At 63.0% G+C, this 18,780-nt stretch carries 16 protein-coding genes; 6 read left to right on the forward strand and 10 right to left on the reverse strand.

The genetic code is table 11. From position 1 onward, the window contains the following. The first annotated feature begins 61 nt into the window (after positions 1-61). Positions 62-1,225, forward strand: a complete 1,164-nt coding sequence (gene dnaJ, locus BMG03_RS01335; protein ID WP_075775235.1) for a molecular chaperone DnaJ — start codon at positions 62-64, stop codon at positions 1,223-1,225. A 116-nt stretch (positions 1,226-1,341) separates the two neighbouring features. Continuing rightward, the gene (gene radC / locus BMG03_RS01340; protein WP_244270978.1) at positions 1,342-2,082 is read left to right on the forward strand and encodes a RadC family protein; all 741 of its coding nucleotides are present in this window, start codon (positions 1,342-1,344) and stop codon (positions 2,080-2,082) included. Here the strand turns inward: radC and BMG03_RS01345 are convergent. Both BMG03_RS01345 and secA read right to left on the reverse strand, forming a co-directional pair. Further along, positions 2,073-3,062 (reverse strand): hypothetical protein, encoded by a 990-nt coding sequence (locus BMG03_RS01345; protein ID WP_075775234.1) that lies wholly within the window; start codon positions 3,060-3,062, stop codon positions 2,073-2,075. The two genes, radC and BMG03_RS01345, sit on opposite strands and share 10 nt — an antisense overlap. A 205-nt stretch (positions 3,063-3,267) precedes the next feature. Continuing rightward, a complete protein-coding gene (gene secA, locus BMG03_RS01350) occupies positions 3,268-5,970 on the reverse strand; it encodes a preprotein translocase subunit SecA (RefSeq protein ID WP_075775233.1) in 2,703 nt (900 codons plus the stop codon). Between the two features lie 181 nt (positions 5,971-6,151). Between secA and BMG03_RS01355 the strand changes: the two genes are divergently transcribed. From BMG03_RS01355 to mutT, 3 genes are read left to right on the forward strand one after another with little or no spacing between them, the layout of a single operon-like run. Then, a complete protein-coding gene (locus BMG03_RS01355) occupies positions 6,152-7,066 on the forward strand; it encodes a peptidylprolyl isomerase (protein WP_075775232.1) in 915 nt (304 codons plus the stop codon). A 20-nt stretch (positions 7,067-7,086) separates the two neighbouring features. Next, entirely contained in the window at positions 7,087-8,466 is a 1,380-nt protein-coding gene (gene argJ / locus BMG03_RS01360; RefSeq protein ID WP_077701039.1) for a bifunctional glutamate N-acetyltransferase/amino-acid acetyltransferase ArgJ, read from the forward strand. Then, positions 8,463-8,861 carry an 8-oxo-dGTP diphosphatase MutT gene (mutT, locus tag BMG03_RS01365; protein ID WP_075775231.1) on the forward strand — a complete coding sequence of 133 codons (399 nt, stop codon included), beginning with the start codon at positions 8,463-8,465 and terminating at the stop codon, positions 8,859-8,861. Before argJ ends, mutT begins: the two co-directional genes overlap by 4 nt. 219 nt (positions 8,862-9,080) lie before the next feature. On the opposite strand, the gene infB is transcribed toward mutT, so the two are convergent. From infB to pip, 6 genes are all read right to left on the reverse strand, one after another. Further along, positions 9,081-11,609: a translation initiation factor IF-2 gene (gene infB / locus BMG03_RS01370; RefSeq protein WP_075775230.1), complete on the reverse strand. Its 2,529-nt coding sequence runs from the start codon at positions 11,607-11,609 to the stop codon at positions 9,081-9,083. Beyond that, positions 11,606-12,235: an RNA-binding protein gene (locus BMG03_RS01375; protein ID WP_075775229.1), complete on the reverse strand. Its 630-nt coding sequence runs from the start codon at positions 12,233-12,235 to the stop codon at positions 11,606-11,608. Before BMG03_RS01375 ends, infB begins: the two co-directional genes overlap by 4 nt. 29 nt (positions 12,236-12,264) lie before the next feature. Continuing rightward, entirely contained in the window at positions 12,265-13,884 is a 1,620-nt protein-coding gene (gene nusA, locus BMG03_RS01380; RefSeq protein ID WP_075775228.1) for a transcription termination factor NusA, read from the reverse strand. A gap of 1 nt (position 13,885) precedes the next feature. After that, on the reverse strand, positions 13,886-14,467 hold the full coding sequence (gene rimP / locus BMG03_RS01385; RefSeq protein ID WP_075775227.1) for a ribosome maturation factor RimP: 582 nt from the start codon (positions 14,465-14,467) through the stop codon (positions 13,886-13,888). Between the two features lie 139 nt (positions 14,468-14,606). Then, entirely contained in the window at positions 14,607-15,074 is a 468-nt protein-coding gene (gene tspO / locus BMG03_RS01390; protein WP_075775226.1) for a tryptophan-rich sensory protein TspO, read from the reverse strand. A gap of 29 nt (positions 15,075-15,103) precedes the next feature. After that, positions 15,104-16,075, reverse strand: coding sequence for a prolyl aminopeptidase (pip, locus tag BMG03_RS01395; protein WP_075775225.1), 972 nt, complete (start codon positions 16,073-16,075; stop codon positions 15,104-15,106). 67 nt (positions 16,076-16,142) lie between these two features. Here pip and ubiG point away from each other — a divergent pair, with 67 nt between their 5' ends. Then, positions 16,143-16,886: a bifunctional 2-polyprenyl-6-hydroxyphenol methylase/3-demethylubiquinol 3-O-methyltransferase UbiG gene (gene ubiG / locus BMG03_RS01400; RefSeq protein ID WP_075775224.1), complete on the forward strand. Its 744-nt coding sequence runs from the start codon at positions 16,143-16,145 to the stop codon at positions 16,884-16,886. A gap of 128 nt (positions 16,887-17,014) precedes the next feature. Here ubiG and mog read toward each other — a convergent pair whose 3' ends face one another. Then, a complete protein-coding gene (mog, locus tag BMG03_RS01405; protein ID WP_075775223.1) occupies positions 17,015-17,551 on the reverse strand; it encodes a molybdopterin adenylyltransferase in 537 nt (178 codons plus the stop codon). After that, positions 17,548-18,777 carry an argininosuccinate synthase gene (locus tag BMG03_RS01410; RefSeq protein WP_075775222.1) on the reverse strand — a complete coding sequence of 410 codons (1,230 nt, stop codon included), beginning with the start codon at positions 18,775-18,777 and terminating at the stop codon, positions 17,548-17,550. Before BMG03_RS01410 ends, mog begins: the two co-directional genes overlap by 4 nt. Between the last annotated feature and the right edge of the window lie 3 nt (positions 18,778-18,780).

The raw sequence follows: 18,780 nt of genomic DNA on the forward strand, positions 1-18,780 counted from the left end.
GTCGGGCGGGCCTGCCTTTTCCAAGGGCGGGCCCGCCTGCGTTCCGCCAAGGGGGTAACCAATGGCAAAACGCGACTATTACGACGTTCTGGGAACTGCCAAAGGCGCCTCGGCCGAAGAGATCAAGAAAGCCTATCGCAAGAAGGCGAAAGAGCTTCATCCCGATCGAAATTCCGACAATCCCGATGCCGAGGCCCAGTTCAAGGAAGTGAACGAGGCTTATGACGTCCTCAAGGACGCCGAGAAGAAGGCGGCTTACGACCGGTTCGGTCATGCGGCGTTCGAAGGCGGCATGGGCGGCGGGCGTCCGGGCGGCGGTTATGGCGGCGCGGGCGGTCAGGGCGACTTCGCCTCGGCCTTCTCCGACGTCTTCGAAGACCTGTTCGGCGACTTCATGGGCGGCGGCAGAGGCGGTCCCGGCGGTGGGCGTTCGCGCGCACAGCGAGGCTCCGACCTGCGCTACAACATGCGCGTCACGCTCGAAGAGGCGTATCGCGGCACCCACAAGACGATCAACGTGCCGAGCTCGGCCGCCTGTACGGCGTGTAACGGCTCCGGCGCGGAGGGCGGCTCCGAGCCGCAGACCTGTCCGACCTGTTCCGGTCTGGGCAAGGTGCGCGCGCAGAACGGCTTCTTCACGGTAGAGCGGACCTGCCCGACCTGCGGTGGTCAGGGTCAGGTGGTGAAGAACCCCTGCAAGGTCTGCCATGGCGCAGGCCGCGTGGAGGTCGATCGCCAGCTTCAGGTCAACATCCCTCCGGGGGTCGAGACCGGCACCCGCATCCGTCACGCCGGCGAAGGCGAGGCGGGGCTGCGTGGCGGTCCGTCGGGCGATCTCTACATCTTCATCGAGGTCCAGCCGCACGCGATCTTCGAACGCGAAGGCACCGATCTGCATTGCCGCGTGCCGGTCAGCATGGCGACCGCAGCCCTTGGGGGCGAGGTCGAGGTGCCGACGATAGACGGTGGCCGCAGCCGCGTTAAAATCCCGGCAGGCAGCCAATCGGGCCGCCAGATGCGCCTTCGCGGCAAGGGTATGCCCGCGCTGCGCGGCGGCGGGTCCGGCGACATGTTCATCGAACTGGCCGTCGAAACCCCGGTGAACCTGACCGCACGGCAGAAGGAAATCCTCAAGGAGTTCCAGGGGATCGAAGCCGAGAACAACCCGGAAGGTGCGAGTTTCTTTAAGAAAGTCAAAAGCTTCTGGGATGGCATGACCCAGTGACAGACATAGGAAAGGCGCCTTCGGGCGCCTTTTTTCTTGGTCTGACCGAGGGCGATTAAGGCTTTCTTCAATCCGAATCGTTCATGGTCTGTTTCATGGACCAGACGCCGCATCATATGCAGGAACCTCCCCTACCGCTGTTTGCCGGTAGCACCGCGATCCGCCCCCCGACACGTGCGTCCAAACCTTCCTATCTGCTCGACCACCGGCACCGGCTGCGCACGCGGTTCATGGAAGGCGGCGCGCGGGCCCTGCCCGATTACGAACTGCTCGAACTGGTGCTGTTTCGCGCCATTCCCCGGCAGGATGTGAAGCCCCTCGCCCGCCGCCTGATCCAGACCTTTGGCGATTTCGGGCGGGTGATCTCCGCCCCGCCGAACCGGCTGCGACAGGTGACCGGCGTCGGGGAGGCTGTGGTGATCGAGTTGAAGCTGGTCGAGGCGTCAGCACAAAGGCTCGCGCGGTCGAAGGTGATGCATCGCCCCGTGCTCAGTTCGTGGCAGGCGCTTGTCGATTACTGCCACATGGCGATGTCCCATGCCGAGACGGAGCAATTCCGCCTGCTGCTGCTGGATCGGAAAAACGCGCTGATCGCGGATGAGGAACAGGGCCGCGGCACGGTCGATCACGTCCCGGTCTATCCGCGCGAGGTGATGAAGCGTGCGCTGGAGGCAAATGCCTCGGCGCTGATCCTCGTCCATAATCATCCCTCTGGCGATCCGACTCCGTCAGAGGCGGACATCGTCCTGACCCGACAGATCGACGAGGCAGCGAAGCTCTTCGGCATCGTGCTGCATGATCACCTGATCCTCGGAAAGGATTGCGAGATCAGCCTACGCTCGGAGGGTTACTTTTGAGCGGTCAGGCCCTGAGATTCGAACCCGTCAAGCGGCAGAACCACCGTGCCGCCATCGGAGGGGCAAGCGGGCAGATCAAGCGTGATCGGCATCGCGGCAGTCCCCGTGCCATGCATCCGCATCAGACGCCCGCCGACGGATTTACCGCAATCCTCGGGCGAAAAACTCGCCTCCAATTGCAGCCGGAGATCTGTAAGGGTCTTGGGCGCAGTATAGATCTCGATGCGCTTGCCATCGGCGGCGGTGAAGCTTTGCATATACCCGCCCAGCGACGTGCCCGGCGAACGCGGCTTCGTCGCGTCGAGGTGGCCAGCGTCGTCGAACTGCGCGCCGTTCTCATAGGCGTTGAGATGCAAAGGGCTCTCGGCCTTCGTCACCCAGATCGCCCGGTTGATCTTATCAAGGCCGGAGGCTCCGGCTTCCAGCTGCGCGATCATCGCACCGTCAGCAGTGACTTGCAGCGATGTCGTGGGCGCGAGAAGCGGCAGTACCGCCTCGAAAACCCCCGAAGCATCCGTTTGCCCCGCGATCGAGAGCGATTCGTCACGGATCGCCAGATTCGTATCGGGATGGCACGGCGCGTTCAGTTCCAGCTTGGTCAAGCCGTCTCCGACTGGGCTCACCGACAGCACCGGATTGTCGCAATCGGTGGCACCGGTTTTCAGCGGCATCGGTTGCGGCAGAGGCGCGTTGAACTGGTCGCCAGAGGTGCGCACAGTCGCCGGAACGATCCCGACGCCGGGATCGGCCGCAAAATGATAGACCGGAGGATTGCGCAGCACGGTTTTCGAAATCAGCCGGACCTTCGGCTCTTCGCGGGGCGGCGCGGCACGCTTTTCCCAGGACTCGCTTCCGACCGAGCTGGCGACCAAAGACGCACCGAGTTGCGGACGCGGGCCCACGCTTTGCATCACATGACCAGTCGCGGCGGCGAGCAGGAATGTCGCTCCGATCATGGAAATCTTGCGAATGGTGCGCATCGCCGCCTCGAACTCGGTCTTAGAAAACTGCTTAATTTTTTCCTAATGGCCGAAAGCGGCGAAGCTGGGGCGCGATTGGGGAAATCGTGCACCCATAGCTGGCTTTGGGTGGGGTCACCCTGCCAAGAGAGTCAACGACTCCAACAAGATATGGAAAAGGCGGCCGAAGCCGCCTCAACTTTGCCATATTCTCGTCAGAGTTGTGTCAAACGAGCTGCCCGTGGCAATGCTTGAACTTTTTGCCCGAGCCGCAGGGGCAGGGATCGTTCCGCGACGGCTCGCCCCAGGTTGCCGGATTGGTCTCATCGAAGCCCGGCAGCGGCTCTCCCACCACCTCGACCTCGGGCGCAGCCTCGGCCGCCGGCGCCTCGGCGGGCGCGAGCTGCTGCTGTTGCGCTTGCATCATCTGCGCCTGCTCTTCTTCGGTTAGCGGACGAATGCGGGCCAGCTGCTGGGTCACGTCCGAGCGCAAGCTGTCGAGCATGATCTCGAACAGCTGGAAGCCCTCGGTCTTGAATTCCGAAAGCGGATCGCGCTGCGCATAACCGCGGAAACCGATGGTCTGGCGCAGCTGATCGAGCGTAACCAGATGTTCGCGCCATTTCGCGTCGATGATCTGCAGCAGGACCTGCTTTTCGATCATCTGCATCGTGTCGGCACCGAAGGCTTCGGCTTTCTCGGCCATCAGCGTATCGGTCGCCTCTTCGAGACGCTCGGTGACGACCTCCTGATCGACGCCCTCTTCCTCGGCCCATTCCGCGATCGGAACGTCGAGGTTGAGCAGCTCGATCACCGCCTGATGCATCCCTTCGACATCCCATTGATCGGCATAGGATTTCGGCGGCATGTAGCGGTCCACGAGATCTTCGATCACTTGCACGCGCATATCGCGGGTGATCTCGCCGACCTCTTCGGTTTCCATGATTTCGCGACGCTGCGAGAAGACCGCTTTCCGCTGGTCGTTCATCACGTCATCGAATTTCAGAAGCTGCTTGCGGATGTCGAAGTTGCGACCTTCGACCTTCGCCTGCGCACGCTCGAGCGACTTGTTCACCCACGGGTGGACGATCGCTTCGCCCTCTTTCATGCCCAGCTTCGAGAGGACCGAATCGAGCTTGTCGGAGCCGAAGATCCGCATCAGGTCGTCTTCCAGCGACAGGAAGAACAGCGAACGGCCCGGGTCGCCCTGACGGCCCGAACGGCCGCGCAGCTGGTTGTCGATGCGGCGGCTTTCGTGGCGCTCGGTCGCGAGAACGAACAGGCCGCCCGCTTCCAGAACCTTCGCCTTTTCCTCGGCGGTCGCCGCGTCGATCCGCTTGCGGACCTCTTCGGGATCGGCGTCGGGATTCGCAGCGAGTTCGTCCTGAACGCGCATCTCGACATTACCGCCGAGCTGAATGTCAGTGCCGCGGCCAGCCATGTTGGTCGCAATGGTCACCGCACCCAGACGACCGGCCTCGGCGACGATGGTCGCTTCCTGCTCGTGCTGACGTGCATTGAGGACGTTGTGCTTGATACCGGCCTTCTTGAGCATATCCGAGAGCATTTCGGATTTCTCGATCGAGGTGGTGCCGACCAGCATCGGCTGCCCCTTCTCGTGGGCCTTCTTGATCGCCTCAACGACAGCGTCGTATTTCTCCTGCGCCGTGCGGTAGACGCGGTCATGTTCGTCTTTCCGCGCGATCGGACGGTTGGTCGGGATCTCGACCACGCCCAGCGAGTAGATCTCGGCGAATTCCTCGGCCTCGGTGGCCGCGGTGCCGGTCATGCCGCCCAGCTTGTCGTAGAGACGGAAGTAGTTCTGGAAGGTGACCGAGGCGAGCGTCACGTTCTCGGGCTGAATATCGACGCCTTCCTTGGCTTCGATCGCCTGATGCAGCCCTTCCGAGAGGCGGCGCCCCTTCATCATCCGGCCGGTGAATTCGTCGATCAGCACGACCTCGCCCGATTGCACGACGTAGTTCTGATCCTTGAAGAACAGCTTGTGGGCGCGCAGGGCCTGGTTGACGTGGTGCACGATGGTCGTGCTTTCCGGATCGTAAAGCGACTGCCCCTCGGGCAGAACGCCTGCCTCCAGCAGGAGGTTTTCGAGGAAGTCGTTGCCCTCTTCGGTGAAGGTCGCTGTGCGGGCCTTCTCGTCGATGGTGTAATGATCTTCGGTCAGGCTCGGGATGAATTTGTCGAGCGTGATATACAGCTCCGAGCGGTCGTCGGACGGGCCCGAGATGATCAGCGGCGTGCGCGCCTCGTCGATGAGGATCGAGTCGACCTCGTCGATGATCGCGTAGAAATGGCCGCGCTGCATCATCTGGTCGACCGAGGTCTTCATGTTGTCGCGCAGATAATCGAAGCCGAGCTCGTTATTCGTAGAATAGGTGATGTCGGCGGCGTAGGCCTGCTTCTTCTCGGGCTCGGCCTGGAAGGGCACGACGACGCCGGTGGTCAGACCCAGCGCACCGTAGACCTTGCTCATCCATTCCGCGTCGCGCCGCGCGAGATAGTCGTTCACGGTGACGACATGCACGCCCTTGCCCGCCAGCGCGTTCAGGTAGGCCGGGAAGGTTGCGACGAGGGTTTTCCCTTCGCCCGTCTTCATCTCGGCGATGTTGCCCTGATGCAGGAAGATGCCACCGATCAGCTGCACGTCGAAGGCCCGCAGGCCGAGTGCACGCTTCGCGGCTTCGCGGCAGTTGGCGAAGGCTTCGGGCAGAATCTTGTCGAGGCTCTCGCCCTCTTCCTGCACGCGGCGCTGAAAATCGCGCGTCTTTTCGATGATCTGTTCGTCGGAGAGGGCTGCGTATTCCTCCTCCAGCGCGTTGATCTTGGCCACCAGCGGGCGCACCGATTTCACCTTACGATCATTCGACGTGCCGAAGACCTTCTTCGCGAGTGTTCCGATGCCGAGCATGTAATCTCCGAGGGTAGCTGACCAGATCGTTATTCCCTGTGCCTTGCCGCATAGGGTTTGCTTGCCTAGAAGAGCTAGCGAAACAAGGCCGAAACGGCTCTTACAGACCCTTGGCGATGTAAGGGGCGACTGCCAGAGTGTCAACGCCGCCTAAAGACGCGGCAGAAAGGAAGTGGCAAGGATGCCGAATCTGACGAAACTGCTTGCGAGCGTAGCGATCTGCGCGATGACTGCCGGAATCGCACAGGCCGAGGACGCAAAAGCGCCTGCACCCGCTGGGGATACCGCGAAATCGGAAACCGCCGCCAAGCCGCGCACCGACCTGAGCGCCGACACTGTCGTGGCTACCGTCAATGGCCAGGACATCACGCTTGGCATGATGCAAACCGTGCGCGACGGCCTGCCCGCGCAATACCAGCAGCTGCCCGACGACAAGCTGTTCGACGGCGTCCTGCAGCAGCTGATCCAGCAGACCGCGCTCGCACAGCTCGAGGAAAAGCGCATCACCCAGCGCGATAAGATCGCCCTCGAAGTGCAAAAGCGCGCTTACCTGTCGGGTGCGTTCCTCAACTACACCGCCGACAAGGCCGTGACCGACGAAGCCGTGCAGAAAGCCTATGACGCGAAATACGCCAAGGCCGAGCCGACCAAGGAATATCACGCCGCCCATATCATCGTGAAAACCAAGGAAGAGGCCGAGAAGATCAAGAAAGAGATCGATAACGGCGCCGACTTCGCGGAACTGGCGAAGAAGAACTCGACCGATGGCGCTGCGGCGAATGGCGGCGATCTGGGCTGGTTTAAGCTCGACGCGATGGTCAAGCCCTTCGCGGACGAGGTCGCGGGCATGAAGGAAGGCGAAGTCGCCGGTCCGATCCAGACCCAATACGGCTGGCACGTGGTGAAGCTGCTCGGCACCAAGATGGTCGATGCCCCGAAACTGGCCGATGTGCGCAAGAAGCTGGTGGGCGATATTCGTCAGGAGGCTGTGCAAAACCGCGTAAAGGCTGTTGTGGACGAAGCCAAAATCGACAAGATGACCGACGGGATTGATCCGAGCGTTCTGAAAGATCAGTCCATCCTGGGTAGCAACTGATCGATCAAAAGGCGGGCGCGATGGCGAAGAAAAAGTCGAAGGACACCAAGGAGCTGAAGGCCAAGGTCAAAAAGCTCCGCGCCAAGGTGAAGGCGCTGAAGTCCGACCTTTCCGACGCGCCCGCCCCTGCCGCGCCTGCGGCACAGACCAAGGCGAAATCGGTCACGATCTCGCCGCTCGCCCCCGCGAAATTTCCCGATCTTCCGGAAATCGCGGGGGTCGAATTCGCCTCCGCTGCGGCGGGGGTCAAATATGCCGGCCGCACCGACGTGATGCTGGCGCGGATTGCGCCGGGCGCTTCGATCGCGGGCGTGTTCACCACGTCCTCCACCCGCGCGGCCTGCGTTCTCGATTGTCAGGAAAAGCTTGCGATGCGCGCGCCGGACGACGCCGGTGCCGCGATCATTGTCAACTCCGGCAATGCCAACGCGTTCACCGGGAAACGCGGTCAGGAGAGCGTCGACAAGGTCACCGGAGCGGTGGCCGAAGCGCTCGACATGCCGATCAGCCGCGTGTTCTCCTCCTCCACCGGCGTCATTGGCGAGCCGCTTCCCCATGACAAGATCGTCGCGGTGATCGACAGCCTGACGCAGCGCCTCTCCCCTGCCGGGATCGAGGATGCCGCGCGCGCGATCATGACGACCGATACCTATCCCAAAGGCGCCTTTGCCGAAATTCAGGGCGAAGGCGGCAAGATCAAGATCGCCGGGATCGCGAAAGGCTCGGGGATGATCGCGCCGAACATGGCGACGATGCTGGTCTATATCTTCACCGATGCGAAAATCACGCCGGCGCGGCTGCAAAAGATGCTGTCGCGGCAGGTGGATGACACGTTCAACGCGATCACCGTGGACAGCGATACGTCGACCTCGGATGCGCTGATCGTCGCGGCGACCGGGAAATCCGACGCCGCCGAGATCGCCGATCTGCGCTCGGAGCCGGCGAAGGCGTTCGAGGCCGGTCTGCGCGGCGTGATGATGGATCTGGCCCATCAGGTCGTGAAAGACGGCGAAGGCGCCACCAAGTTCGTCGAGATCCGCGTGACGCGGGCGCGCTCGAACGAGGACGCGCATAAGATCGCGATGTCGATCGCGAATTCGCCGCTGGTGAAGACCGCGATCGCAGGCGAGGACGCGAACTGGGGCCGCGTCGTGGCGGCCGTCGGCAAGTCCGGGGCCGAGGCCGATCGCGACAAGCTCAAGATTTCCTTCGGGGACATGGTGGTGGCCGAGAAAGGCTGGCGCGTGCCGGATTACTCCGAGGAGGCCGCGAGCGCGTATATGAAGAATGACGAGTTGGTTATTGGCGTCGATCTCGGGCTCGGTCGCGCATCGAAATCGGTCTGGACTTGCGATCTCACCCACCGCTACATCGACATTAACGCGGATTATCGTTCGTGAAGATGGTTCTGGTATCCGCCGTCGCCCTGATCGACGCCGACGGGCGCGTGCTTCTGGCACAGCGCCCCGAGGGCAAGTCGATGGCAGGTCTGTGGGAGTTTCCCGGTGGCAAGGTCGAGCCGGGCGAGACTCCCGAGGCCGCGCTGATCCGCGAGCTGGACGAAGAACTGGGCATCCAGACCCATCAGAGCTGCCTCGCGCCGCTGACCTTCGCCAGCCACGCCTATGACGACTTTCACCTGCTGATGCCGCTCTTTGCCTGCCGCAAGTGGCAGGGGATCGTCAGCCCCCGCGAGGGACAAACGCTCGCCTGGGCGCGGGCGCGCGATTTGCGCGATTACGAGATGCCGCCAGCGGATATCCCGCTGATCCCCATCCTGCGCGACTGGCTCTGAGCAGATTCCGGACGCGATTAACCTTCGTGATCCTATCCGCAATCTCTCGCACCTGCCCAGCCTCGGTTCACTTATTTGTCGCGGATCCTCCAGAGCTTGCGCTTCTAGCGGGCGCGCAAAGTAAGAACCGCACGCCCAGAGCCCGCAAATCATAACCACAAATGCAAAACGGGGGCGCGAAGGCCCCCGTTTTCATATCTGTAGGATGGTCCCGAAGGATCAGAGCGTCCGCTCGACTTCTTCGCGCTCGAAAATCTCGATGACATCGCCGGGGCGGATATCGTCGTATTTCTCGAAGGCCATGCCGCATTCCTGACCGGAGGGCACTTCCTTGACCTCGTCCTTGAAGCGCTTGAGCGTCTTCAGCGTGCCTTCGTGGATCACCACGTTGTCACGCAGCAGGCGCACGCCAGCCGAACGACGGGCGACACCCTCGGTGACGCGGCAACCAGCAACCTTGCCGACGCCGGTGACCTTGAACACTTCGAGGATCTCGGCATAGCCGATGAAGTGTTCGCGGATCTCGGCCGACAGGAGGCCCGAAGCGGCAGCTTTGATGTCGTCCACCAGATCGTAGATGATCGAGTAGTAGCGGATCTCGACGCCCTTCTGGTTCGCGGCGTTGCGCGCAGGCGCATTGGCACGAACGTTGAACCCGATGACCGGCGCGTTGGACGCCTCGGCCAGCGTGATGTCGGATTCGGTGATTGCACCGACGCCCGAATGCAGCACACGGACGCGCACCTCTTCGTTGCCGACCTTCTCGAGCGCCTGAACGATCGCTTCCGCCGAGCCCTGCACGTCGGCCTTCACCAGCACGGGCAGTTCGGTGACGCTTTCGTCGGCCTTGGCTTTCGCCATCAGCTGTTCCAGCGTCGTCGCGGCACCGGCAGCGGCGCGTTTGTCCTTCGCAGCCTGCTCGCGGTATTCGGCGATCTCGCGGGCCTGCGCCTCGGTTTCGACGACGTTGAGAACGTCGCCAGCCTCGGGCGTGCCGTTGATGCCGAGCACCTCGACCGGAACCGACGGACCGGCCTCATCGACGCGGTCGCCCTTGTCGTTGATCAGCGCGCGGACCTTACCCCACTGCTCGCCGACGACGAAGATGTCGCCTTTGCGCAGCGTGCCATTCTGCACCAGAACCGTCGCGACCGGACCGCGGCCAACGTCGAGCTTCGCCTCGATCACCGCACCTTGCGCAGCGCGATCGGGGTTCGCCTTCAGTTCGAGCAGTTCGGCCTGAAGCGCGATCGCTTCGAGCAGTTCGTCGAGACCCTTGCCGGTCTTCGCCGAAACTTCCACGTCCTGCACGTCACCCGACATCTCTTCGACGACGACTTCGTGCTGCAGAAGCTCGGTGCGGACCTTCTGGGCGTTCGCCTCGGGCTTGTCGCACTTGTTGATCGCGACGATCATCGGAACGCCAGCGGCCTTCGAGTGATTGATCGCTTCGATGGTCTGCGGCATCACCGAGTCATCGGCCGCCACCACGAGCACCACGATATCGGTGACATTCGCACCGCGTGCACGCATCGAGGTAAAGGCCGCGTGGCCGGGCGTATCCAGGAAGGACAGCGTCGCGCCGCTCTCGGTCTGCACCTGATAGGCGCCGATGTGCTGCGTGATCCCGCCTGCCTCACCCGAGACGACGTTCGCCTTGCGGATCGCGTCGAGCAGCGAGGTCTTGCCGTGGTCGACGTGACCCATGATCGTGACGATCGGCGGGCGCGGCTGCAGATCTTCTTCCTTGTCGTCGACCTGATCGATGACTTGCTCGACATCCGCATCCGACACGCGCACGGCCTTATGACCGAATTCCTCGATCACATATTCGGCGGTATCGGCGTCGAGCGTCTGGTTCGCGGTGACCATCATGCCCATCTTCATGAGCGTTTTGACCACATCCGCGGCGCGCTCCGCCATACGGTTGGCGAGTTCCGACACGATGATCGTCTCGGGGAGCTGCACTTCGCGGGACTGCTTTTCAGCACGCTGCGTACCGCCCATCGCCTTCTGGCGCGCTTTTTCCTGCTTGCGCTTCATCGCGGCAAGCGAACGCTGGCGGCCTTCGCCACCCGAAAGCGCATCGCTCAAGGAGAGCTTGCCCGAACGGCGGTTGCCGCGGTCGTTGCCCTTGTTGTTACGATCGTTGTTGCGATCGTTGCGCGTGTCACGCTCGCGATCCGTCTTGCGCGGACCCGAGGAGGAGACGCCCTTGGTCTCGGCGCGGGCAGCCGCTGCTTCGACCGCGGCCTGATCGACCGGCGCATCTTTCTTCGGTCCGCCCTTGCGGATCTCTTCTTTCTTCTTGTCGCGAAGTTCGGCCTCGCGCTTCTTGCGCTCGTCCTCTTCTTCCTTGGCCTTCAGGGCCGCTTCGCGTTCACGCTCCTCGCGCTCCTTGGCCTCAGCCTCGGCGCGACGACGCTCGCGCTCTTCTTCGCGGGCTTTTTCCTCGGCCTCGCGGGCGGCGGCCTCTTCGGCCTCGCGCGCCTTCGCGGCCTGAAGCGCCTTCAGGCGACGCTCCATCTCGGCGTCGGAAATCCCGGCGGGGCGCTTCGACGGATCGCCAAGGGAGGGTTTGTTGCCCCCGCCCTTACCAGCGCCTGCCGCCGGTTTGTTCAGCACCCGCTTCTTGCCTTTCGTCTCGACCACGACGTTCTTAGTGCGCCCGTGCGAGAAGCTTTGCTTCACCTGCCCGGGGCGCCCGCCGCCCAGTCCGAGAGTCTTTTTGCCGTCCGTATCGCTCATGCCGTCTTCGTATCCTTCATGGCGGTCTTGCCGCCGTCCTGCTTGCGTACGCCCGCAAGCCTCGATGCGTCTTCAATTACGCGCCGGGTGAGGCCACCGGCTGCAAGCGCGCCGTGTATCGCACGATCGCGGCCGAATGCCAAACCCAATTCCTGAGAGGTGAGGCAGCCGAACCAGCGCCCGCCTTCGGGCGTCCAAAGCTTGCCCTTGCCCCTGTCCGAGCCGTCGCTTGCCTGTAGCAGCACTTTCGCGCGCCCCTCGGCCAGCCAGCCCTTGACCTTCTCGAAGCCGACAATCGCTTTGCCGGCCTTTCGCTCCAGAGAAATAAGCTCCACAACGCGAGAGGCAAGGGCTTGTTCCACCAATTCCACCAGATTCTCAGGGGTTTTGACCGCCTGCTTGGCTGCACGGGGGAACAATCCCTTTTTCATCGCCGTCTCGATGATGCCGCGATCGGACGTCACCCAGATTCCGCGGCCGGGCAGCTTGCCCGCCACGTCCGGGTAGACCATCCCGTCGGGTCCGACCACGAAGCGGACAAGCCCCGCCTTCGGCTGAACATCGCCGGTGACGATGCAGCGCCGTTCTGGCTCGTCGTGATTTTTCGGCTTTCCGCCGCGACTCATCTAAGCTCCTCTCCGGTCGGGACCGAGGCTTACGCCTCGGCCTCCTCCGCGGTTTCCTCTTCGCCTTCGTCTTCCGCGTCGCCTTCCAGCTCGGACGGGTCGACCCAGCCCAACTGAATACGCGCGGTCATGATCAGGTTCTGCGCCTCTTCGAGGCTCACGTCGAATTTCTCGAGCAGACCTTCATCCTTCACGCGCTGACCGTCGACCGTGGTCCAGCCGCCGGCCAGTTCCCAGTCGGCGCAGGTCGCGAAATCTTCCAGCGTCTTGACGTCGTCTTTCGCGAGCGCCTCGATCATCTGCGGGGTCAGGCCTTCGAAGTCGAACAGCGACTGCTCGACGCCCATTTCCTTCGCCGCCTCCAGCGCCTTGCGGTTCTGCTCTTCGATCACGTCGCGGGCACGGGCCTGCAGTTCGCCTGCAGTGTCCTCGTCCACGCCTTCGATCGACAGCAACTCGTCCATCTCGACATAGGCCACTTCCTCGAGCGAGGTGAAGCCCTCGGCCACGAGGAGCTGCGCGAAGAACTCGTCGAGGTCCAGCGCGTCGACGAACAGCTTGGTGCGCTCGGCGAATTCGGCCTGACGGCGTGCCGATTCCTCGGCCTCGGTCAGGATATCGATGTCGAGACCGGTCAACTGCGAGGCCAGACGCACGTTCTGACCGCGGCGGCCGATGGCGAGCGACAGTTGCTCGTCCGGCACCACGACTTCGATCTTCTGCGCTTCCTCGTCGATCACCACTTTCGACACTTCGGCCGGCTGCAGCGCGTTCACGAGGAAGGTCGCCTGATCTTCGTTCCACGGGATGATGTCGATCTTCTCGCCCTGAAGCTCGCCGACGACGGCCTGCACGCGCGAACCGCGCATACCGACACAGGCGCCGACCGGATCGATCGAGTTGTCATAGGAGATGACGCCGATCTTCGCGCGCGAACCCGGATCGCGGGCCACGGCCTTGATCTCGATGATGCCGTCGTAGATTTCCGGCACTTCCATCTTGAACAGTTCGGCCATGAATTCCGGCGCGGTGCGGCTGAGGAAGATCTGCGGGCCACGGGTCTCGCGGCGCACGTCTTTCACATAGGCACGGATACGGTCGTTCGGGCGATAGCTCTCGCGGCCGATCTTCTCGTTGCGGCGCAGAATCGCTTCGCCACGGCCCACATCGACGATGATGTTGCCGTATTCCTCGCGCTTGACGATGCCGTTGATGATCGTGCCGACGCGGTCCTTGAACTCTTCGTACTGGCGATCACGCTCGGCTTCGCGGACCTTCTGCAGGATGACCTGCTTGGCCGATTGCGCGGCGATGCGGCCCAGATCGACCGGCGGCACCTCGTCGACGATCTCATCGCCGACCGAGGGATTTTCGAGATACTGCTTCGCCTGCTCGACGGTCAGCTCGGCCTGATAGTTCTCCAGATCCTCGTCTTCGACGACGGTGCGGACACGGGTGAAGGTCGCCTTGCCGGTCTTGCGATCGATCGAGACGCGGATGTCCATCTCCGCGCCGTAACGCGACTTCGCCGCACGCGCGAGACTCTCTTCCATCGCCTGGATCACCAGATCCGGGTCGATCATCTTTTCGCGCGCCACCGCCTCGGCGGTCTGCAGAAGCTCAAGCTGGTTGGCTGCCGTGATGGCCATCTCAGTTCTCCTCCTCGGGGGAATCGTCAATCTCGTCAAATTCAGCTTCGTCGACGCCTTCGGTCGCCTTCTTCTGGCGCAGCATCTCGTCGATCAGCTCATCGGTCAGCACCAGCTTCGCATCCGCGAGCCAGTCGAACTGGAGGCCGATCACGACGTCTTCGCCGTTCTCGTCCAGCTCGATCAGGATTTCCGAGCCTTCGGTGCCGCGCAGGATACCCTTGAAGCGCTTGCGCCCGTCGATCTGCTCGGAAGTCTCGATCTTCGCCTCGTAGCCTTCCCAGATGTCGAAATCCTTGAAGCGCGTCAGCGGGCGATCGATGCCGGGCGACGACACTTCGAGCGTATATTTGTCCTCGATCGGGTCTTCCACGTCGAGGGCCGCGGACACGGCAGTCGAGATCGCGGCGCAATCGTCCACGACGATGCCGCCATCGGGGCGGTCTGCCATGATCTGAAGCGTGGCCGTCTTGCCGCCCTGCAGCCGCAGCCGCACGAGCTCGAAGCCCAGCCCCTCGATCACGGGGGTCACGATCTCGGCCAGACGCCGGTCGATGGCGGTCTTGGCGATCAGGTCGGTCATGTCTCTCTTTCCGATCCTACAAAAACAAAAAACGGGCCGTTGCGGCCCGTCACACGTTTCCGGTGGGCGTCAGGTTTGGACCCCGGCGCGCCGCTGTTGAAGGCGATATAGTCCTGTATCGCAGATTCCGCAAGTGGAATCAGGTCTGGGCACCCGCCCTCGGGTTGTCGCGCCAGACGCGGAAGTTCAGCGCGCCCGCCAATGTCAGCCAGACGAGATAGGGGAAGACCAGCAATCCGGCCAGCATATCGAGCTGCAGGAATGCCAGCATCATCGCCGCTACTGCGACCCACAGACAGATCAGGACGAGGAGCCCGAGCCACAACCGATGCGCCCCGAAAAACACCGGCGTCCAGAGCGTGTTCAGCGCGATCTGCACCGCAAACAGCGCAAGCGCGATCTGGCTTCCGGCCTCGGGGGCGATGCGCGCCGCAGCGTAGGCGACCGAGACATAGAGATAAGTCCAGGCCACGGGAAACACCCAGTTCGGCGGCGTGAAGTCCGGCTTCTTCAAGCCGACATACCATTCGCCCGGCTTGAAGATGATGCCGGTTGCAGCCGCAGCCGCGGAGGCCGCGAGAAACAGCAGGAAATAGGTGAGCGTCATGGCGGCCTCGATGGAAATCCGGTGTCAGATCAGGATCTAAGCTCATCCATCGCGCGGACAAGCCCGGCCGTGATCCCCGGCTCGGAAAGCGCATGTCCTGCCATCGGCACCAGCTGAAGCTTCGCCAGCGCCCAGCCCTGCGCCAGCCGATAGGCCGAAGTCGGCGGACAGATCATGTCGAGCCGCCCCTGCACGATCGTCGTCGGGATATGCTCGATCTTGTAGCGGTCGCGCAGGATCTGGCCGTCCTCTTCAAGGAAGGCCGCGTTCTGGAAATAGTGGTTCTCGAGCCGCGCGAAGGCACGCGCGTAATCGGGCGAGGCTTCGCCCGGCGGACCGTCATAGCGCACCGACGCCAGCGCGTTCTCCCACATCGCCCAGTGCCGCGCATAGCGCGCTTCGGCCATGTAGTCGCCCGAAAAGAGCCGCTTGTGATAGGCGCCGATCAGATCGTGCTGCTCGTCCTCCGGAATCGGACGCCGGAAATTCGCCCAGAGGTCGGGATAGAAATTCCCCGCGCCGCCGCCGTAGAACCAGTCGAGCTCCGCCTGCGTCGCAAGAAAGACGCCCCGAAGAATCAGGTTCGAGGCCCGGTCGGGATGCGCCTGCGCATAAAGCAACGCCAGTGTCGCCCCCCAACTGCCGCCGAAAACCATCCACCTGTCGATGCCGAGCGTCCGGCGGATCTGCTCCATATCCGCGATCAGATGCCATGTCGTGTTGTCGGCGACGCTGGCATGCGGGCGCGACAGACCGCAGCCGCGCTGATCGAACAGGATGACCCGGTAATGCTGCGGATCGAAGAATCGCCGCATCGTCGGCGAGCAGCCGCCGCCCGGTCCGCCGTGGCAGACGACGACCGGCTGGCCCTCGGGATGGCCGGATTGCTCGACATAAAGAATATGGCCATCGCCCACGTCGATCCGGCGCTGATCGAAAGGCTCGATCGGCGGATAAAGATGGGCGCCCGATGCGCGCTTTTGCCCTGCAGTTCTGTCCATATCCGGACTATATAGAGCAAAAGGCGCGCCCGCCATGGGCTGCCCTAAAATCAATGCGAGGAGAGCAATGGCAGATCCGGCAAACAGCATCGACCCGTCCGAAGTCGCCAAATTCGAAGCAATGGCCGCCGAATGGTGGGACCCGAACGGCAAGTTCAAACCGCTGCATATGCTCAACCCGTGCCGTCTCGACTACATCACCACCCAGATCGCCACCCAGTTCGGTCGTGACCTGAAAGCGCCGCGCCCGTTCGAGGGGCTGCGCCTGCTGGATATCGGCTGCGGCGGCGGGCTTCTGTCCGAACCGATGGCGCGGCTCGGGGCCGAGGTCGTGGGGGCGGATGCCGCCGAGCGAAATATCCCCGTGGCGCGGCTGCATGCCGAACAGTCGGGGCTCGAAATCGATTACCGCCATTGCGCGGCGGAAGATCTGGCCGCGAAGGGTGAGCAATTCGATGTCGTCCTCGCGATGGAGATCATCGAACACGTCGCCGATCCGCAGGGCTTCGTGAACACTATCCAGAGCCTGATGAGGCCGGGCGGGCTGATGATCTGCTCGACGCTGAACCGCAATCCGAAAAGCTACATGGTCGCGATCATCGGCGCCGAGCGGGTGATGCGCTGGCTGCCGGTGGGCACGCATGAATGGTCGAAATTCGTCACGCCCGACGAGCTTTACGAGCTGTCGCGCAACGCAGGCCTCGACCCGGTCGACCGCCGCGGAATGGTGTTCAACCCGCTGGCATGGACATGGTCACTCTCGGAGCGCGATCTTTCGGTGAATTACGCCATCGCAGCGGTGAAGCGGTAAGGGGCGCTGCCCCTCTGCCTTCGGCATTCACCCCCGGGATATTTCGGCCAACGCGAAGAGAGGCGATTTTCGCCCCGGGTCAAATATCCCGGGGGACTCTCTGAAAGAGACGGGGGCAGCGCCCCCTCTTACTTCTTCTTCGGACGGAAGGCTTTGATCCGGGCAGGATCGGTCTCGATATAGCCCGCGCCGATCAGGTCGAGGCAATAGGGCACGGCGGCGAAGACCGCATCGAGGCAGGTCGCGATGGCCGAGGGTTTTCCCGGCACCATAATGATCAGCGATTTTCCCGCGATCCCTGCCGACTGGCGCGACAGAATGGCGGTCGGCACTTCGAGCAGCGAGGCGCGGCGCATTTCTTCGCCGAAGCCCGCGAGTTCCTTCTCGATCACGTCGAAGCAGCCCTCGGGCGTCTCGTCGCGCGGCGCGGGACCGGTGCCGCCGGTGATCAGGATCAGATCGGCTTCCGCCTCGACCAGCTCGCGCAGCTTTGCCGCGACGCTCTCGCGCCCATCGGGGATGATGTGACGCTCGATCTCCAGCGGCGAGGTGACCACGCCGCGGAGATAGTCCTCGCAGCCCGGACCGCCCTTGTCCTCGTATTCGCCCCGGGACGCGCGGTCGGAGACGGTGACGATGGCGGCCTTGGGCTGCGAAAAACTCATTTCTTCACTCGCGCGTTGCGGGTTGCGATCAGCTTCAGGCGCAGCGCGTTGAGCTGGATGAAGCCCGCCGCGTCTTTCTGATCGTAGGCACCTGCGTCTTCTTCGAAGGTCACATGGGCCTCGGAATAGAGCGAATAATCCGACCAGCGCGCCACGGTCCGGGCCGCGCCCTTGAAGAGCATCAGCTTCACCGTGCCGGTGACATATTCCTGCGTCTTGTCGATCAGCGCCTGCAGCGCCTCACGCTCGGGCGAGAACCAGAAGCCGTTATAGATCAGCTCGGCATAGCGCGGCATGATCGAATCCTTCAGGTGGCCCGCGCCGCTGTCGAGCGTGATCTGCTCGATGCCGCGGTGGGCCTCCAGCAGGATCGTGCCGCCGGGAGTCTCGTAGACGCCGCGCGACTTCATGCCGACGAAGCGGTTCTCGACGAAATCGAGACGGCCAATGCCGTGCTTTTTGCCGTATTCGTTCAGCTTGGTGAGGATCGTCGCGGGCGACATCGCCTCGCCGTTGATCGAGACCGCGTCACCCTTCTCGAAACCGATCTCGATATATTCGGGCTCGTTCGGAGCCTGCGTGATCGGATCGTCGGTGCGCTGGTAGACGTAATCGGGCGCCATATCTGCCGGGTCTTCCAGCACCTTCCCCTCGGACGAGGTGTGAAGCAGGTTCGCATCGACCGAGAAAGGCGCTTCGCCGCGCTTGTCCTTTGCGATCGGGATCTGGTTGGCCTCGGCGAATTCCAAGAGTTTGGTGCGCGAGGACAGATCCCATTCGCGCCACGGCGCGATCACCTTGATCGACGGGTCGAGCGCATAGGCCGACAGCTCGAAGCGGACCTGATCGTTGCCCTTGCCGGTCGCGCCATGCGCCACCGCATCGGCGCCGTGCTGATGCGCGATCTCGACGAGATGCTTGGAGATCAGCGGGCGCGCGATCGAGGTGCCCAGCAGATAGAGCCCCTCGTAGACCGCATTGGCGCGGAACATCGGGAAGACGAAATCGCGGACGAATTCCTCGCGCGCGTCTAGGATATGGATATTCTCGGGTTTGATGCCGAGCATCTCTGCCTTCTTGCGCGCCGGCTCGAGTTCCTCGCCTTGGCCGAGATCGGCGGTGTAGGTGATGACCTCGCAGCCGTATTCGGTCTGCAGCCATTTCAGGATGATCGAGGTATCGAGGCCGCCCGAATAGGCAAGCACGACTTTCTTGGGCGCGGACATACG

This window comes from Thioclava nitratireducens (genome assembly GCF_001940525.2).
Taxonomy (GTDB): domain Bacteria; phylum Pseudomonadota; class Alphaproteobacteria; order Rhodobacterales; family Rhodobacteraceae; genus Thioclava; species Thioclava nitratireducens.

Coding starts and splice junctions, on each gene's coding strand:
- dnaJ (WP_075775235.1), top strand. CDS start 62: ATGGCAAAACGCGACTATTACGACGTTCTGGGAACTGCCAAAGGCGCC.
- radC (WP_244270978.1), top strand. CDS start 1,342: ATGCAGGAACCTCCCCTACCGCTGTTTGCCGGTAGCACCGCGATCCGC.
- BMG03_RS01345 (WP_075775234.1), bottom strand. CDS start 3,062: ATGCGCACCATTCGCAAGATTTCCATGATCGGAGCGACATTCCTGCTC.
- secA (WP_075775233.1), bottom strand. CDS start 5,970: ATGCTCGGCATCGGAACACTCGCGAAGAAGGTCTTCGGCACGTCGAAT.
- BMG03_RS01355 (WP_075775232.1), top strand. CDS start 6,152: ATGCCGAATCTGACGAAACTGCTTGCGAGCGTAGCGATCTGCGCGATG.
- argJ (WP_077701039.1), top strand. CDS start 7,087: ATGGCGAAGAAAAAGTCGAAGGACACCAAGGAGCTGAAGGCCAAGGTC.
- infB (WP_075775230.1), bottom strand. CDS start 11,609: ATGAGCGATACGGACGGCAAAAAGACTCTCGGACTGGGCGGCGGGCGC.
- BMG03_RS01375 (WP_075775229.1), bottom strand. CDS start 12,235: ATGAGTCGCGGCGGAAAGCCGAAAAATCACGACGAGCCAGAACGGCGC.
- nusA (WP_075775228.1), bottom strand. CDS start 13,884: ATGGCCATCACGGCAGCCAACCAGCTTGAGCTTCTGCAGACCGCCGAG.
- rimP (WP_075775227.1), bottom strand. CDS start 14,467: ATGACCGACCTGATCGCCAAGACCGCCATCGACCGGCGTCTGGCCGAG.
- tspO (WP_075775226.1), bottom strand. CDS start 15,074: ATGACGCTCACCTATTTCCTGCTGTTTCTCGCGGCCTCCGCGGCTGCG.
- pip (WP_075775225.1), bottom strand. CDS start 16,075: ATGGACAGAACTGCAGGGCAAAAGCGCGCATCGGGCGCCCATCTTTAT.
- ubiG (WP_075775224.1), top strand. CDS start 16,143: ATGGCAGATCCGGCAAACAGCATCGACCCGTCCGAAGTCGCCAAATTC.
- mog (WP_075775223.1), bottom strand. CDS start 17,551: ATGAGTTTTTCGCAGCCCAAGGCCGCCATCGTCACCGTCTCCGACCGC.
- BMG03_RS01410 (WP_075775222.1), bottom strand. CDS start 18,777: ATGTCCGCGCCCAAGAAAGTCGTGCTTGCCTATTCGGGCGGCCTCGAT.